We start from the raw sequence: 15,887 nt of genomic DNA, 5'->3' as shown, positions 1-15,887 counted from the left end.
TCCACCAGAGTGACATGTGACATCTTTCTTCGCATTATGGGCAATTCAGGTGACTCTAGCGGGGCGGGAGCGGTGGACGGCGACGGTCCGGCACCTCGCTGTAGTCGGGCGGGGCCGAAGCCGGGTGCTGCTCCAGCCGGTCCAGGGCGGTACGTACGGCCGCCTGCAGGATGCGGTGCCGCCCCTCGGCCCAGTCCGTCGGGCTGCGCAGCACCTCGATGTCGGGCTCCACTCCGTAGTTCTCCACGGACCAGCCGTAGGTCTCGAACCAGGCGGCGTTCATCGGCACGGTGATCACCGTGCCGTCCCCGAGCCGGTGCCGCCCCGTCATGCCCACCACCCCGCCCCAGGTGCGCCCGCCGACCACCGGGCCCAGCCCCAGCAGCCGGAACGCGGCGGTGATCATGTCCCCGTCGGAGGCGGTCGCCTCGTCGGCCAGGGCGACGACCGGGCCACGCGGCGCGTTGCTCGCGTAGCTGACGGGCTGCGCGTCCCGGGTGAGGTCCCAACCGAGAATCACCCGGGTCAGCTTCTCGACCACCAGTTCGCTGATGTGACCGCCCGCGTTGCCCCGTACGTCCACGATGAGGGCGGGCCGGGAGACCTCCATCCGCAGGTCCCGGTTGAACTGTGCCCAGCCGGAGCCGCCCATGTCGGGGATGTGCAGATAGCCGCACTTGCCGCCGCTGAGTTCGCGTACGACCTCCCGGCGCTTGGTGACCCAGTCCTGATAGCGCAGCGGGCGCTCGTCGACCAGCGGTACGACGGCGACGCGGCGCGGCGGGCGCTCCGGGTCGGGGCGGGAGAAGGTCAGTTCGACCGTGGTGGCTCCCGCGGCGGCCAGCAGCGGGAAAGGTCCGGTGACCGGGTCGACGGGGCGGCCGTCGACATGGGTGAGCGTGGCGCCCTCGCGGATTCCGGAGCCCGCCAGTGGCGAACGCGCCCTGGAATCCGAGGAGTTGCCCGGCAGGATGCGCGCGACCTGCCATTCCCCGGCCTGGGTGCGGGAGAAGTTGGCGCCGAGCAGACCGATCGGGCGCTGGTAGTGGGGCGGCCCCTCGTTGCGGCGGGCGGCGGAGACGTAGGCGTGCGAGGTGCCCAGCTCGCCGAGGACCTCACGCAGCAGATCGGCGAACTCGCCGGGTGAGGCGACCTTTTCGACCAGCGGACGGTACTGGTCCAGCACCGCCTGCCAGTCGATGCCGGTCATCTCCGGCTCCCAGAAGTACGCACGGATGATCCGGCCCGCCTCGTCGAACGCCTGCCGCCACTCCGCCGCCGGATCGACCTCGTGCAGGATGCGGCGCATGTCGAGGTAGGTGGTGGAGTCGGAGTCCGCCTGGTCGTCGGCCGGGATCACCCGCAGGTCGCCGCTGTCGTTGACGACGAGCCGCGTGCCGTCCCCGCTGACCGCGAACCAGTCGATATGGCCGGTGAGTTCGGTGCGCTTCGCCTTGACCAGGTCGAAATGCTCGAGTGTCGGACGGCCCGAGGTGTCGGCGGGGTTGGCGAAGGTCTCGCCGAGCGCGCCGGAGATGGGATAGCGCAGCCAGATCAGGTCGCCGCCCGCGACCGGACGGAGCGCGGAGTACTTGGACGCCGCCACCGGGAACGGGGTGACCCGGCTCGGCAGCCCCTCCGCCTCGACCAGTACGGTGCCCGCCTCCGGCGCGGTGTCCTGCGGGTCCAGTCCGCCGGCGGCGGGGCGGCCCTCGGGGGTGAGGGCGAAGGGGGAGAGGGTGGCCGAGGAGAGCGGCACCAGATAGGGGCGGCAGCCCAGCGGGAAGGAGAGGTCGCCGGTGTGCACGTCGTAGACCGGGTCGAAGCCCCGCCAGGAGAGGAAGGCGAGATAGCGGCCGTCCTGGGTGAAGACCGGCTGCTCGTCCTCGAAGCGGCCGTCCGTCACGTCGATGATGGCCCGGTTGCCGCACAGCTTGGAGATCTTGATCTGGCTGAGTGAGCGTCCGATGCCGGGGTGTGCCCAGGCCAGCCAGCGGGAGTCGGGGGCGAAGGCCAGGTCGTGGACCGGGCCGTTGATGGAGCGGATGATCTCGGTAACCCTGGGGTCGGCGGTCGGCGCGGCCATCGGGGCCGTCGGCTCGGCCATCTCCTCCGGCGGTCCGCCGTCCTCCGGCGAGCGCAGGTCCACCACCAGCAGCCTGCCGTCGTGCGAGGCGACCGCGGCCGATGCCCCGTCCGGCGCCGCGACCAGTTCACGCACCCGCCCCAGCTGCCCCGAGGCGATCCGCTGTGGCGTGCTGGGCCGGGTGGCGCGCGGCAGGTCCGCGATCTCGATGGCGTCCTCGCCCTCCGCGTCCGTGATGTAGGCGATGCGCCCCGTGTCGCCGAGTATCACCGGCAGCCGCACCCGTACGCCCGGAGTGTCCGTGAGGGTGCGCGCCGGGCCGTCGCGGTGCGTGAGCCAGTAGAGGCTGCCGCGCACGCACACGGCGCTCGCCCGCCCGGTGTGGTCGGCGGCCAGTGAGTCGACATGCGCGGCGGCAGGCACCTGGTACGTACGGCGCCCCGCGCGCGGTCCGCCGAGCCGCACGTCCAGGCGGCGCGGCGTCCCCGTGGGGGAGAAGTCCTCGACGAGCCACAGCTCACCGGCGCACTGGTAGATCACCCGCCGGCCGTCGGTCGCGGCGTGCCGTGCGTAGAAGTCGGCATGGTCGGTATGGCGGCGCAGGCCGGTACCGTCGGGACGGCAGGAGTAGAGGTTGCCGATGCCCTCATGGTCGGAGAGGAAGGCGATGCGCTCCCCGCCCTCTCCGCTCTCCCCGCCCTCTCCGGAGGGGGCCGCCGTCGCCACCGTCACGAAGAGGGGGCTGTCCAGATGCCCGTTCAGCTCCGGCAGCAGCCGCTCCCCCTGCAGCCACAGCCTGCCCGTCGCCCCGCCCCGGTAGCGCTTCCAGGAGGCGGGTTCGTGCGGCGCGCTGCCGGCGAGCAGCAGCGTGCGGCGCTCCCCGTCGCGCTCCGTCATGGCCAGATGCGACACCGGGCCCCAGGGCAGCTGGCTGCCGGGGCTGCCGTCCGTGGCCACCCGGTAGGACCAGGTGAAGTGGGAGAAGGGCTGGCCGTGTGAGGCGACGGCGAGGATGTCGCTGCGACCCGAGCTGTCCGGGGGCGCCCAGCCGCAGACGCGGGTGTCGGGGGAGCCCCAGTAGGTGAGCCGCCGGGCCGGGCCGCCGGAGACGGGAGCGAGATGGATCTCCGGGTCGAGACTGCGCCAAGTGGTGAAGGCGACCTGCCCTCCGTCGGGGGAGAAGCGCGGGTGGCCGATGCGTGTGCGGTCGACGGTCAGCCGCCAGGCGCGCTCGGGCGCGACGTCCGGCGGGACGAGTGGTGCCACCCAGAGATCGTCTTCCGCGCTGAAACAGATCAGATCGCCATGAAGGTGGGGGTAACGGAGGTAAGCACCATAATCAGTCACGTATCCAATTCTTATGGGTGATTGCGGAGCGGCAAGTTGTGACGTGGCACTCATTCCGCTTGAGGAGTCATCCCTCGACCTAGGAGCGCGCGTCTTTTGGCATGGACTGTCAGTGCCCCTGCGACCCGAGACCGGAGAACCACTCTCGTGGCCACCTTTTTGTACAAGCTAGGCAGACTCGCCTTCCGGCGTCGCCGCATCGTCGCCCTCTTGTGGGTGGCCGTGCTCGTCGCCGTAGGAGTGGGCGCCTCCACCGCCTCCGCACCCCCCGAAGACGAATTCGCGCTGCCCGGGACAGAAGCCCAGGAAGCCTTCGACATCATGGAGGACCGCTTCCCCGCCGCTTCGGCGGAAGGCGCCTCCGTCCGGATGGTCTTCAAGGCGCCCAACGGCGAGAAGATCACCGCGACCGAACACAAGGCAGTCGTCAACGAGGCTGCCGACGCACTCAAGAACGACCAGCTGGCCTCCGTCTCCGACGCCTTCGCCGAGAACAGCGGCGCGGTCAGCCAGGACGGCGACGTCGCGTACCTGAGCGGCACGTACAAGGTCCCCACCAACGAGCTGGAGGACAAGACCCGCGACGGCATCGAGGAGGTCGCCGCGGATGCCCGTGAGAAGGGTCTGACCGTCGAGACCGGCGGTGACGCCCTGATGGTCGAGCCCGAGATGGGCAGCGCCGAGATCTTCGGTATCGCCATCGCCGCCATCGTGCTGGTCGTGACCTTCGGGTCGCTGGTCGCCGCCGGACTGCCGCTGATCACCGCGTTGATCGGCGTCATGATCGGCATGATGTCGATCACCGCGCTGGGTGCCACCCTCGGCCTCTCCGCGACCACCGGCACCCTGGCGATGATGATCGGCCTGGCGGTCGGCATCGACTACGCCCTGTTCATCGCCTCGCGCTACCGCGCCGAGCTGACGGAGGGCAGAACCCGCGAGGACGCCATCGGACGCGCGGTGGGCACGGCCGGATCGGCCGTCGTCTTCGCCGGTCTGACCGTCGTCATCGCGCTGGTCGGGCTCGCGATCGTCAACATCCCGCTCCTCACCAAGATGGGCATGGCCGCCGCCGGCACCGTGGTCATCGCCGTACTGGCCGCCATCACCCTGGTCCCCGCCGCCCTCGGCATCGTGGGCAAGCGGATCTTCGGCAAGAAGGTGCGCAAGGCCAACCCGGAGACGGGCGTACCGCCGCTCCACGTGCCCGGCGCCAAGGAGAACATGGGCACCCGCTGGGCCCGCTTCGTACTGCGCAAGCCGGTCATGGTGCTGGTGACGGCCGTGGTCGGGCTCGGTGTGGTCGCGATCCCGGTCTCCAGCATGACCCTGGGTCTGCCGGACGAGGGCAACCAGGCCACCGACACCACTCAGCGCAAGGCGTACGACATGCTGTCGGACGCCTTCGGGCCCGGCTTCAACGGTCCGCTGCTGCTGGTCCTGGACACCGAGGGTGTCGATGACCCGGAGGCCGCGGCCAAGACGGTCGGCGAGCGGGTCGAGAAGGTGGAGGGCGTCGTCAACGTCACCCCCGCCACCTTCAACGAGAACAAGGACACGGCCACCATCACGGCGATCTCGAACGCGGGCCCGAGCGACACGGGCACCGAGGACGTGGTCAAGTCCATCCGTGACGCGGCCGGCCCGCTCGAATCCGACACCGGCGCCAAGGTGCTGGTCTCCGGTGCCACGGCGGTTGCGATCGACTTCTCGCAGGTCATGAGCGACGCCCTGGTGCCGTATCTGATCCTCGTGGTCGGGCTCGCCTTCGTGCTGCTGATGATGGTCTTCCGGTCCCTGCTGGTGCCGGTCAAGGCGGCGCTCGGCTTCCTGCTCTCCGTGCTGGCCGCGCTCGGCGCGGTCGTCGCCGTCTTCCAGTGGGGCTGGATGGCGGGGCTGCTCGGGGTTTCGGAGACCGGACCGATCATGAGCATGATGCCGATCTTCATGGTGGGCGTCATCTTCGGCCTGGCGATGGACTACGAGGTCTTCCTGGTGACCCGGATGCGCGAGTCGTTCGTGCACGGGGACACCCCGGAGGAAGCCATCATCTCCGGCTTCAACCTCGGTGCCCGGGTCGTCACCGCGGCGGGCGTGATCATGATCAGCGTCTTCGCCGGCTTCATCGGCGCGTCCGACTCGATGATCAAGATGATGGGCTTCGGCCTCGCCATCGCGATCCTCTTCGACGCGTTCGTGGTGCGGATGGCGATCGTCCCGGCGGTGCTCGCACTGCTCGGCCACAAGGCATGGTGGCTGCCGGGCTGGCTCGACAAGGTGCTGCCCAACGTCGACGTCGAGGGCGAGAAGCTGCAGAAGCACCTTGCCGCGCCCGGCGCCGAGGAGCCGCAGCCGACGATACCGCCGCAGCGGGAGCACGAGACCAGCCGCGTCTGACGGCAGGTACCCCCTGGTACCGGCGCGTATCGGGACCAGGAGGAAACGAGAGGAGGGGCGGGGCACCGGCCGCAACCGGTGTCCCGCCCCTCACCCGGACGGCCAACGCCTCCCCGCGCGTCGTTCGCTCCACCCGCTGTTCGCTCCACCCGCCCGCCCGCGCCGAGATGGCGCGGGCGGGCGCATTCGTCCGCCGGGGCCGCCGCGTAAGGGCGGGTCACACGTCAGGGGCGGGTCACACGCCCCGCAGCAGTGCGGTCAGTGCGCTGTCCAGATCGGTGGCGGGCCGCTCGTGGCCGCGCGGCACCGACTCGTGCGCACGGTGCAGGAAGCCGCGCAGATCGGCGCTGCGCAGCTCGACCAGCGCCATCCCCTCCGCCGCGTGCAGCTCCAGCATGGTGTGCGCCGGGCCGCACGGCCACAGCCGCACGTCACCCGCCCCCGCAGGCGTCTGCAACCCCGTGTCCAGCAGCTCGCGGGCGAAGGTCCACTCCACCTCCAAGCCGTCGAGGGAGGCGTCGGCGGGGAAGGCGAGGCGCACGGCCAGCGGGTCCCGGTCGTCGTAGCGCAGGATCACGGACAGCGGGCGCGCGACGCTCGACCGGACGATCAGGCGGGCCTGCGCGGTGTTGACTATGACTGCGGACATCGTCTGCTCCTCCGTGTGTGGGGCGGCGCACCAGGAAGGACGGGCGGGTCTCCCGGCGCAGCCCCTGACAACCTGATCCGCTCCCTGTCGCGGATCAGGCCGTTACCTACTCAGACGCGGCCTGCGGGGCAGCAGTCACGGAGACCGGCCAGTGAGCTGTGCCACAGGGCCGGTTGACGGGGCGTTCGCGCGCCGCCTGTGCCGCCTGTGCCCGTCCGTGCGTCCCGACCTGACCCCGCCGGGGTGCGGAATCCGCGCCCGTAGCAGCATGGGGAGGGCACGGCAGACGAGGTACTGAGCAGGAACGGGGCAGGCGCGGTGGAGGTCCAGGGCACGGTGGCGGACGGTTTTCTGGCGGTCCGCGACGCCTTCGTACGCAACTTCGCCGCGCGCGGCGACACGGGTGCGGCGCTGGCCGTGCACCTGGACGGGCGCCAGATCATCGACCTGTGGGGCGGCACCCGCGACGGCGGCGCCCCCTGGGCCCGGGACACCGCCGTGATGGTGCGCTCCGCCACCAAGGGGCCGGCGGCGGCCGTGCTCCACCTGCTCCACCAGCGCGGCCGGCTCGATCTGGACGCGCCGGTCGGCACGTACTGGCCTGAGTTCAAGACCAACGGCAAGGAGCGGGTGCTGGTACGCCAGTTGCTCGCACACCGGGCCGGGCTGCCGGTGCTCGACCGCCCCCTCACCCTCGCCGAGGCCGTTGACGGCGTCAGCGGCCCCCGCGCGGTGGCCGCGCAGGCACCCCTGTGGGAGCCGGGTACAGCGCACGGCTACCACGCGCACACCTTCAGCTGGCTGCTGGACGAGCTGGTGCGGCGAGTGACGGGGCAGCGGCTGGGCGTCTGGTTCGCCCACGAGGTGGCCGAACCGCTGGGCCTGGACCTGTGGTTCGGCCTGCCACCGGCGAGCGGCGGCGACAGCGGGTCCGCTGTCACGGGTGCGGGCTCGCGTATCGCCCGGACCGTCGCCGCCGAGGCCCCCGAACAGCCCGCCGGGCAGGGCCTGCGGGTCCGTGCCAAGAGCGCCGTCGCGGACGCCTACCGTGACCCCGCCTCACTCACCCGCCGCACCTTCGGCGTGATCACCCCGCACCCGGACGAGAACGACCCGGCCTACCTCACCGCCGGTCTCCCCGGCTCCGGAGCCGTCACCACCGCCCGCGCGCTCTCCCGCTTCTACGCCTCGCTCATCGGCGAACCGGAGGACGGACGCCGCCTGTTCACCCCGGCGACCCTCACCCAGGCACGCTCGCAGGAGTCCTCGGGCCCGGACCAGGTGCTGCTGACGCACACCCGCTTCGGTCTCGGCTACATGCTGCACGGCCCCGCCTCGCCCATGCTGGGGCCCGGCTCCTTCGGCCACCCGGGGCGTGGCGGGTCGCTGGCCTTCGCGGACCCGGAGGCGGGCGTCTCCTTCGCCTACACCACGGCGGGCATGCAGAAATCGGTGACCTCGGACCCGCGAGCCCAGGCCCTCATCCGCGCCCTGCGCGGCTGCCTCCCGGAAGGACGCCGCGCACCGCGCTGACCCGGGCCGCACCGGCCGGACCGTGCTCAGGCGGTCGGCAGCCGCTTCTCGTACCAGTGCTCGGCGTACGGGCCTTCGTTGTACGCGGGTATCTCCCGATAGCCGTGCCGCGCGTAGAGCGCTCGGGCCTCCACCAGATCGCCCCGCGTGTCCAGCCGCAGCACGTCCGCGCCCAGCTCACGCGCCGCCCCCTCCGCCGCCTCCAGCAGCAGCGCGCCGCCGCCCCTGCCGCGTGCGTGCGGGTGGACGAACACCCGCTTCAGCTCGGCGACCCGCGCACCGATGAGGCGGACCCCGACGCAGCCGCTCACCGCGCCGTCCGCACTCCTGGCGAGCAGGAAGACGCCACCGGGCGGTGCGAGGTCGTCGCTCGGCTCCTTGACCAGCGCGTCCTCGATCTCCTGCTCGGTCGCCGGCCGCCCGTAGAAACGCTCCGCCAGTTCCTCGATGTACACCCGCAGCACGGCCACGGCCTCCGGATGCGCGACCGGCACCGGCGCGAGCGTCCAGCCCGGCCCGGCCGGACGTGGGGTCGCCGGGGAAGAGTGCGTCGTCATGCCCACCATTCTCCCCCCGCTTCCTTCCCTCTCCCGCTGTTCTCCCTCCTCCTCTTGCTTTTCTCCCTCCTCCTTCGCGGGCATGCTGATCAGATGCGGCGATTCGAGGGGTACGCGGCGTTGGTGACCGGGGCCGGGCGGGGCATCGGGGAGGCGGTCGCGGGGCGGCTCGCCGCGGAAGGGGCGCGGGTGCTGGTCACCGACCTCGACGGCGAGCGGGCCGAACATGCCGCCCGGGGCGTCCGGGAGCGGGGCGGTGAGGCCGTGGCGCGCGCCTGCGACGTGGGGGACCGTGCGTCGGTCGAGGAGGCGGTGGCGTACGCGGCCGAGCTGTTCGGCGGGCTGGACGTACTCGTCAACAACGCCAGCGCCTGCCACCCGGACGCCGATCTCCTCGAGGACGAGTCCGACGAGGTGTGGCTGCACGACCAGAACATCACGCTGAACGGCGCCTTCCGCTGCGCCCGCGCCGCGATGCCGTATCTGGCCGCGGCGGGAGGGCGGGGCGCGATCGTCAGCGTCGGCTCGGTCAACGGCGAGCAGGATTTCGGCAACCACTCCTACAGCGCGGCCAAGGCCGGGCTCGCCTCACTGACCAGGACCCTGGCCGGGGCGAGCGCCGAGCGCGGCGTGCGCGTCAACCTGGTCGCTCCCGGCACGGTGGACACCCCGAACTGGCAGGGCCGGGGCCCGCTGCTGGAAAGGGCCGCGGGCGAATATCCGCTCGGCAGGGTCGGCAGGCCGGAGGACGTCGCCGCCGCCGTCGCCTTCCTGGCCTCGGCGGACGCCGCCTGGATCACGGGCCTTACGCTCCCGGTGGACGGCGGGCTGCTGATGAGCAACCTCGGGCTGCGCAGGGCGTTCCGCGCCGATGGGTGATCTTCAACGGTCGATGCTTCGGTCACCTCCGGGCCCGAATCGTGACCGAAGCGTCGACCGTTGAAGATCACCCGCCACCGCCGGCCTCAGCCCACAACCGTGGCACCCGGAGCCGGGCCGGTCGCGCGGCGGGCCGTGCGGCAGGTGCCCGAGGCGAGCAGCGCGGCGGCCACCGTCTCGGCCGAATCGGCGTCCTTGGTGAGGAAGGCGCAGGTGGGGCCCGAGCCGGAGACGAGGGCGGCGAGTGCGCCCGCTGCGGTGCCCGCGTGGAGAGTCGCGGCGAGCGAGGGGCGCAGTGAGAGCGCAGCGGACTGCAGGTCGTTGGAGGAGGAGCCGCCACCGTGCGGCGCCAGCGCGGCGGCCAGGGCCGTGGCATCGCCCGTGCGCAGCGCGTCCAGCAGCGCCGGTGCGGGCTCCGGCTCGCCGACGTCGGCCACCGTGGCGCCGCCGCCGGACGCTTCCCGGAGCCGGTCGCACTCGCCGTAGACAGCCGGTGTGGAGAGTCCGCCGTCTGCGACCGCGAACACCCAGTGGAAGGTGCCGCCGACCTCCAGCGGGGTCAGCAGCTCGCCCCGGCCCCGGCCCAGCGCGGCGCCGCCGAGCAGGCTGAAGGGCACGTCGGAGCCCAGTTCGGCGCAGAGGGCGAGCAGTTCGTCGTGCGAGGTGCGGGTGTTCCACAGTGCGTCGCATGCCAGCAGCGCGCCTGCCGCGTCGGCGCTGCCGCCCGCCATGCCTCCCGCGACGGGGATGTCTTTGCTGAGGTGAAGGTGCACGGGGTCAGACTCACCCAGGCCGTGGTGGGTGGCGAGCGCACGGGCCGCGCGGACGGCGAGGTTGCTGTCGTCCAGCGGGACCTGCCCGGCGTCCGCGCCGGAGACGGTGAGCCGTGGAGTGGCGGCGGGGGTGGCGCTGACCTCGTCGTACAGGCTGACGGCGAGGAAGACGTTCGCCAGACCGTGGAAGCCGTCGGGCCGGATGCCCCCGACCGCGAGCTGCACGTTCACCTTGGCCGGTACGCGGACGGTGACGGTGCGGGAATCCTCACCGGCACCGGCACCGGCACCGGCACCGTTAGTGGCACCGGCACTCGTGCGGTCCGTGGTCATCTGATGTCCCCCTTCGGCTGGTCCCCCGGCTGCTGCTCCGGCTTGTGCTCGGCGATGGCCGCGAACTCCTCGACGGTCAGGGCTTCACCCCGCGCTTTCGGCGAAACACCCGCCCCCACCAGTGCCGTCTCGGCCGCCGCCGCCGAGCCTGCCCACCCGGCCAGCGCCGCCCGCAGCGTCTTGCGCCGCTGCGCGAACGCCGCGTCGACAACGGCGAACACCTCCGCCCGCGACGCCGTGGTGCGCGGCGGATCGCGCCGGACCAGCGAGACCAGGCCGGAGTCCACATTGGGCGCGGGCCAGAAGACGGTCCGTCCGATGGCGCCCGCGCGCCGCACCTCGCAGTACCAGGCGGCCTTGACCGACGGCACGCCGTACACCTTCGAGCCCGGCGGGGCCGCCAGCCGGTCGGCGACTTCCGCCTGCACCATCACCAGGCTGCGCTCGATGCTGGGGAAGGTGGCGAGCATGTGCAGCAGCACCGGTACCGCGACGTTGTACGGGAGGTTGGCGACCAGCGCGGTGGGCGGCGGTCCGGGCAGCTCCTCCAAGCGCATGGCGTCGGAGTGCACGAGTGCGAAGCGGTCCGCACGGTCCGGCAGCCGTGCCGACACCGTCGCGGGGAGGGCTCCGGCCAGCACGTCGTCGATCTCGACGGCGATGACCCGGGCGGCCGACTCCAGCAGGGCGAGGGTGAGCGAGCCGAGGCCGGGCCCGATCTCCACCACCACATCCTCGGGGCGCACACCGGCGGTACGCACGATCCGGCGGACCGTGTTCGCGTCGATGACGAAGTTCTGACCGCGCTGCTTCGCCGGGCGTACGCCCAGGGCGGCGGCCAGCTCACGGATGTCGGCGGGGCCGAGTAGGGGATCAGGGAGGCGATCGGGGAGGGGCTCGGGGACGGTGCTCACCGGTGCAGTTTACGGCCGGACGCCGGGGCACCGGGCCGCCGGGCGGCCGGAGGCCGGGGCACCGGGCCGCCGGGGCGTGGGACCGCCGGGACGTGGGCTCAGTAGCCGAAGGCCCGCGCCGTGTTTCCCGCGAGGTGCTCCGCGAGGGTGTCCTCCGGCATCCCCTTGACCTCCGCCATGGCGCGCAGCGTGACCGGGATCAGATACGGCGCGTTGGGCCGCCCCCGCCACGGTGCCGGGGTCAGGAAGGGTGCGTCGGTCTCCACCAGCAGCAACTCGGGAGGGGCGGCGGCCAGGGCGTCGCGCAGCGGCTGCGCGTTCTTGAAGGTGACGTTCCCGGCGAAGGACATGTACCAGCCGTGTGCCGCGCAGACCCGGGCCATCTCCGCGTCGCCGGAGTAGCAGTGGAAGACGGTCCGGTCGGGGGCGCCCTCCTCGGCGAGGACGCGCAGTACGTCCTGGTGGGCGTCGCGGTCGTGGATGACCAGCGCCTTGCCGAGCCGCTTCGCCATCGCGATGTGCTCGCGGAAGGACCGCTCCTGTGCGGCCCGGCCCTCCTCGCCCGTACGGAAGTGGTCCAGCCCCGTCTCTCCGACCGCCAGTACCTGGGGCAGCGCCGCGAGCTTCTCGATGCCCGCAAGCGCGGAGTCCAGCGCCCCCGGCCCGTCGGCGTCCCGGCGGGGCGCCTCGTTGGGGTGCAGGGCGACCGCGGCGTGCACGGAAGGATGCTCGGCCGCGAGGTCGGCCGCCAAGCGCGAGCCCTCCAGGTCGCAGCCGACCTGCACCACGGTGACCACACCGACCGAGGCGGCCTTGGCGAGGGTCTCCCCGACGTCGGGCTCCTGCATGTCGAGGTGCGTGTGCGAGTCGGCGACCGGCACCCGCAGCGGCTCGGGCAGCGGCGGCGCGGGCTGGGGCTGAGCGGGCTTGGACATGCCCGCGATGATAATCCGCTTCGCAGCCCAACTTCGCAGCCCAGCTCCGCAGCCCAGCTCCGCAGCCAGCCCGGCCTGCCCCAGCCAAGCCCCGCCCCGCCGCCCGGAGGGCCCTAGCGCAGCGCTTCCTGGGCCGTGGCCACCCGGCCGGAGCGCATGATCCGCAGCAGATGCCCGTCACAGTTGACGCAGGTGGGGTGCTTCAGCGGCGAGGGGACGCGCTTGCCGTCCGTGTAGTACGTAACGAAGGGCTCCCCGGTCGGCGGCACGTGGTGCTCGATGTCGTACGTCTGCTCCCACGCGTAGCCGCACTTCATACAGGCGAAGCTGTACGCCTCGTGCGCCGTCTCACCGCTCGGCCCGCCGCCGCGCGGAGCGACGGCCCCGCTCGTCCCGCTGGTCCTGCTCGTCCCGGCCCCGCTGGCCCCGCTGGTCCCGCTGGTGTCCTTCATTTCCCGGCTCCTCTCGACGGGCGGATGACCCACTCACCAGTGGACTCCTCCGCACGGCGACGCGCAGCAGGCTTTCGCGCTGTTGGGGCGGATTTGGCCCAGCTATGGACAACGCGCTCCGCATCGCGGCACGGGCTTTGCTTTTCACGATAATCCCTTTACCTGCCCCTTGAGGGGTCTGTCCCGGTCTTCGCCGCCACCACCGCGTCGAAGACCTGCCGCTTCGGCACCCCGACCGCCTGCGCCACCGCCGCGATCGCCTCCTTGCGCCGCTCCCCGGCCTCCTCGCGCACCGCGACCCGCCGCGCCAGTTCGGCAGCGCCCAGCTCCTGAGCGCTGTGCTCGGGCGCCCCCTCCACCACCACGGTGATCTCGCCCCGCACCCCCTCCGCCGCCCATGCGGCCAGCTCCCCGAGCCCGGCGCGCCTGACCTCCTCGTACGTCTTGGTCAGCTCCCGGCACACCGCGGCGCGACGCTCCGCGCCGAACACCTCCGCCATCGCGGCGAGCGTCTCGGCCAGCCGGTGCGGGGACTCGAAATAGACGAGGGTGCGCCGTTCCTCCGCCGCCTCGCCCAGCCGCGAGAGCCGCTCCCCGCGCTTGCGCGGCAGAAATCCCTCGAAGCAGAAGCGGTCCACCGGGAGCCCGGAGAGTGCCAGCGCGGTCAGTACGGCGGACGGGCCGGGCACCGCCGTCACCCGCACCCCGCGCTCCACAGCCGCCGCCACCAGCCGGTAACCGGGGTCGGACACCGACGGCATCCCCGCGTCCGTGACCAGCAGCACCCGCGCCCCCTCGGTAAGCGCCGCGACCAGCTCCGGCGTACGGGCCGACTCGTTCCCCTCGAAGTACGAGACGACCCGCCCCTGGGGCCGCACCCCCAGCGCCAGCGTCAGCCGGCGCAGCCGCCGGGTGTCCTCCGCGGCGACGATGTCCGCCGCCCCCAGCTCGGCGCCGAGCCGCGGCGGCGCGTCGGCGGTGTCGCCGATCGGGGTCCCTGCCAGTACGAGCGTTCCGGTGTCCACGGCCCCATCCTCGCAGTGGCCGGTGCCGTACTCGCACTGGTCTGCCACGCGAGGCCCGCGCGGTTCCCTACGATGAGCCCGTGACGACCAGTGACACCGCCGCAGAGATCCAGCGTGAAGCCGCCCCGGAAGGCGTGCCCACCTGGCAGGCGCGGCTGCGCCGCTATGGCTACGCGGCGCGCCCGCAGCCGGGTGTGCGGGAGCGGCTGGTGCCGCCGTATCCGAGCCCCTCGCCCCGTTTCCCGGCGATGTTCGGCTTCTCGCCGCACGTCGCCGTACGGCTCGCGCGCTGGTCGGCGTGGGGCGGCCCGGCGCTGGTCGCGCTCGTGGCCGGGGTGCTCCGTTTCTGGCAGCTCGGCTCCCCGCATGCGGTGATATTCGACGAGACGTACTACGCGAAGGACGCCTGGTCGCTCTACCAGCACGGCTACGAGGCCAAGTGGCCGGACGGCGCCGACAAGCTGATCCTCAGCGACAACCAGCAGATCCCGCTGTCGGACGATCCGTCCTATGTCGTCCATCCGCCGGTGGGCAAGTGGATCATCGGGCTCGGCGAGGTGATCTGGGGCCTGGAGCCCTTCGGCTGGCGCTTCATGACGGCCGTGCTGGGCACCCTGTCGGTGTTCCTGCTCTGCCGGATCGGCCGCAGGCTCTTCCGTTCCACCCTGCTGGGCTGCCTCGCGGGCTCGCTGATGGCGGTGGACGGGCTGCACTTCGTGATGAGCCGGGTCGCGCTGCTCGACCTGGTGCTGATGTTCTGGGTGCTGGCGGCCTTCGGGTGCCTGCTGGTCGACCGGGACAAGGCGCGGGCGCGGCTCGCCGCCGCACTGCCCGACGCCGCCGCACTGCCCGACGGCACCGTGCCACTCCACGACACGGGCCCGCCCGACGGCACCGGCGGCACCGGCGGCGGGGTTCTCGCGGGCTCGCGCCTCCCCGCCCCCGTCGGCGACCGCCTCGGCCTGGGCCTGCGCCCCTGGCGCATCGCCGCCGGGATCTGCCTCGGCCTGGCCTGCGCCACCAAGTGGAACGGCCTGTACGTCCTCGCCGCCTTCGGCCTGCTGACGGTCCTGTGGGACGTCGGCGCCCGCCGTACCGCCGGAGCCGGGCGCCCCGGCCTGTCCATGCTCCGCAGGGACGCGCTGCCCGCCTTCCTCTCGCTGGTGCCGGTCGCGCTGGCCACCTATGTCGCCAGCTGGACCGGCTGGTTCGCGACCCGGGGCGGCTACTTCCGCGACTGGGCGGAGAAGGAGGGACAGGGCGGCAGTTGGGGCTGGCTGCCGGGCCCGCTGCGCAGCCTGTGGCACTACGAGACCGAGGTCTACCGCTTCCATGTGAACCTCGACTCCGGGCACACCTACGACTCCAACCCCTGGAGCTGGCTGGTCCTCGGCCGCCCCGTCTCCTACTTCTACGAGTCGCCCGAGGCGGGCCAGGACGGCTGCACCGCCGCCGACGGCTGCGCCCGCGAAGTGCTCGCCCTCGGCACCCCGCTGCTGTGGTGGGCCGCCTGCTTCGCGCTGGCGTACGCGCTCTACCGCTGGCTGCTGCGGCGCGACTGGCGGGCGGGCGCGATCCTGTGCGGGGTCGCCGCCGGGTATCTGCCCTGGTTCCTCTACCAGGACCGGACGATCTTCTTCTTCTACGCGATCGTCTTCCTGCCCTTCCTCTGCCTGGCCCTGACCATGCTGATGGGAGCCCTGGCCGGGCCACCGGGCGTCACCGAAAGACGCCGCATGATCGGCATCGTCACCGGTGGCGTGCTGTTCCTGCTGATCGTCTGGAACTTCATCTATTTCTGGCCGCTCTACACCGGCCAGACCATCCCCCTCGACGGCTGGCGCGCCCGCATGTGGCTCGACACCTGGATCTGACGCGGCACCTGTATCTGAGAAGCTGCTGTCCTACCCCGTACGGGGGCCGAGTGCCCTGGCGCCAACAGGGGCAGGACAACAGCTTCCGAGGGGTCGGACCGCTGCCCGGGCAGACGCCGATTTGATACTCGAA

At 72.4% G+C, this 15,887-nt stretch carries 11 protein-coding genes and 1 pseudogene; 4 read left to right on the top strand and 8 right to left on the bottom strand.

What is annotated here, in order from left to right:
* Window positions 1–55: 55 nt before the first annotated feature.
* Window positions 56–3,487 carry a S41 family peptidase gene (locus LHJ74_RS24670; RefSeq protein ID WP_375546832.1) on the bottom strand — a complete coding sequence of 1,144 codons (3,432 nt, stop codon included), beginning with the start codon at window positions 3,485–3,487 and terminating at the stop codon, window positions 56–58.
* A 93-nt stretch (window positions 3,488–3,580) separates the two neighbouring features.
* On the opposite strand from LHJ74_RS24670, the gene LHJ74_RS24665 reads away from it, so the two are divergent.
* Complete coding sequence (locus LHJ74_RS24665; protein WP_260220400.1) at window positions 3,581–5,830, top strand: MMPL family transporter; 2,250 nt, start codon at window positions 3,581–3,583, stop codon at window positions 5,828–5,830.
* A gap of 235 nt (window positions 5,831–6,065) precedes the next feature.
* Here the strand turns inward: LHJ74_RS24665 and LHJ74_RS24660 are convergent, their stop codons facing one another.
* Window positions 6,066–6,479 (bottom strand): SsgA family sporulation/cell division regulator, encoded by a 414-nt coding sequence (locus LHJ74_RS24660; RefSeq protein ID WP_260220399.1) that lies wholly within the window; start codon window positions 6,477–6,479, stop codon window positions 6,066–6,068.
* Window positions 6,480–6,797: 318 nt separating this feature from the next.
* On the opposite strand from LHJ74_RS24660, the gene LHJ74_RS24655 reads away from it, so the two are divergent.
* The gene (locus tag LHJ74_RS24655; protein WP_375546831.1) at window positions 6,798–8,012 is read left to right on the top strand and encodes a serine hydrolase domain-containing protein; all 1,215 of its coding nucleotides are present in this window, start codon (window positions 6,798–6,800) and stop codon (window positions 8,010–8,012) included.
* Between the two features lie 26 nt (window positions 8,013–8,038).
* Here LHJ74_RS24655 and LHJ74_RS24650 read toward each other — a convergent pair whose 3' ends face one another.
* Window positions 8,039–8,569, bottom strand: coding sequence for a GNAT family N-acetyltransferase (locus tag LHJ74_RS24650; protein WP_260220397.1), 531 nt, complete (start codon window positions 8,567–8,569; stop codon window positions 8,039–8,041).
* Window positions 8,570–8,662: 93 nt separating this feature from the next.
* Here LHJ74_RS24650 and LHJ74_RS24645 point away from each other — a divergent pair, with 93 nt between their 5' ends.
* Window positions 8,663–9,448: an SDR family NAD(P)-dependent oxidoreductase gene (locus LHJ74_RS24645; RefSeq protein WP_260220396.1), complete on the top strand. Its 786-nt coding sequence runs from the start codon at window positions 8,663–8,665 to the stop codon at window positions 9,446–9,448.
* An 86-nt stretch (window positions 9,449–9,534) separates the two neighbouring features.
* On the opposite strand, the gene LHJ74_RS24640 is transcribed toward LHJ74_RS24645, so the two are convergent.
* From LHJ74_RS24640 to rsmI, 5 genes and pseudogenes are all read right to left on the bottom strand, one after another.
* Complete coding sequence (locus LHJ74_RS24640; protein ID WP_260220395.1) at window positions 9,535–10,554, bottom strand: 4-(cytidine 5'-diphospho)-2-C-methyl-D-erythritol kinase; 1,020 nt, start codon at window positions 10,552–10,554, stop codon at window positions 9,535–9,537.
* Window positions 10,551–11,468 (bottom strand): 16S rRNA (adenine(1518)-N(6)/adenine(1519)-N(6))-dimethyltransferase RsmA, encoded by a 918-nt coding sequence (gene rsmA / locus LHJ74_RS24635; RefSeq protein WP_260220394.1) that lies wholly within the window; start codon window positions 11,466–11,468, stop codon window positions 10,551–10,553. Before rsmA ends, LHJ74_RS24640 begins: the two co-directional genes overlap by 4 nt.
* Before the next feature lie 98 nt (window positions 11,469–11,566).
* The gene (locus tag LHJ74_RS24630) at window positions 11,567–12,403 is read right to left on the bottom strand and encodes a TatD family hydrolase (protein ID WP_260220393.1); all 837 of its coding nucleotides are present in this window, start codon (window positions 12,401–12,403) and stop codon (window positions 11,567–11,569) included.
* Between the two features lie 116 nt (window positions 12,404–12,519).
* Window positions 12,520–12,720: pseudogene (locus LHJ74_RS24625) on the bottom strand (hypothetical protein); the annotation flags it as partial.
* Between the two features lie 293 nt (window positions 12,721–13,013).
* The gene (gene rsmI / locus LHJ74_RS24620) at window positions 13,014–13,880 is read right to left on the bottom strand and encodes a 16S rRNA (cytidine(1402)-2'-O)-methyltransferase (protein ID WP_260220392.1); all 867 of its coding nucleotides are present in this window, start codon (window positions 13,878–13,880) and stop codon (window positions 13,014–13,016) included.
* An 80-nt stretch (window positions 13,881–13,960) separates the two neighbouring features.
* Between rsmI and LHJ74_RS24615 the strand changes: the two genes are divergently transcribed.
* Window positions 13,961–15,754, top strand: coding sequence for a dolichyl-phosphate-mannose--protein mannosyltransferase (locus LHJ74_RS24615; RefSeq protein WP_375546830.1), 1,794 nt, complete (start codon window positions 13,961–13,963; stop codon window positions 15,752–15,754).
* Window positions 15,755–15,887 lie beyond the last annotated feature (133 nt).

This window comes from Streptomyces gossypii, assembly GCF_025165795.1.
GTDB classification, from domain to species: domain Bacteria; phylum Actinomycetota; class Actinomycetes; order Streptomycetales; family Streptomycetaceae; genus Streptomyces; species Streptomyces gossypii.
Note: the sequence above shows the minus strand (reverse complement) of the source record. Positions and strands in the feature narration are given on the sequence as shown.

Coding starts and splice junctions, on each gene's coding strand:
- LHJ74_RS24660 (WP_260220399.1), bottom strand. CDS start 6,479: ATGTCCGCAGTCATAGTCAACACCGCGCAGGCCCGCCTGATCGTCCGG.
- LHJ74_RS24630 (WP_260220393.1), bottom strand. CDS start 12,403: ATGTCCAAGCCCGCTCAGCCCCAGCCCGCGCCGCCGCTGCCCGAGCCG.
- LHJ74_RS24645 (WP_260220396.1), top strand. CDS start 8,663: ATGCGGCGATTCGAGGGGTACGCGGCGTTGGTGACCGGGGCCGGGCGG.
- LHJ74_RS24640 (WP_260220395.1), bottom strand. CDS start 10,554: ATGACCACGGACCGCACGAGTGCCGGTGCCACTAACGGTGCCGGTGCC.
- LHJ74_RS24670 (WP_375546832.1), bottom strand. CDS start 3,487: ATGAGTGCCACGTCACAACTTGCCGCTCCGCAATCACCCATAAGAATT.
- LHJ74_RS24650 (WP_260220397.1), bottom strand. CDS start 8,569: ATGACGACGCACTCTTCCCCGGCGACCCCACGTCCGGCCGGGCCGGGC.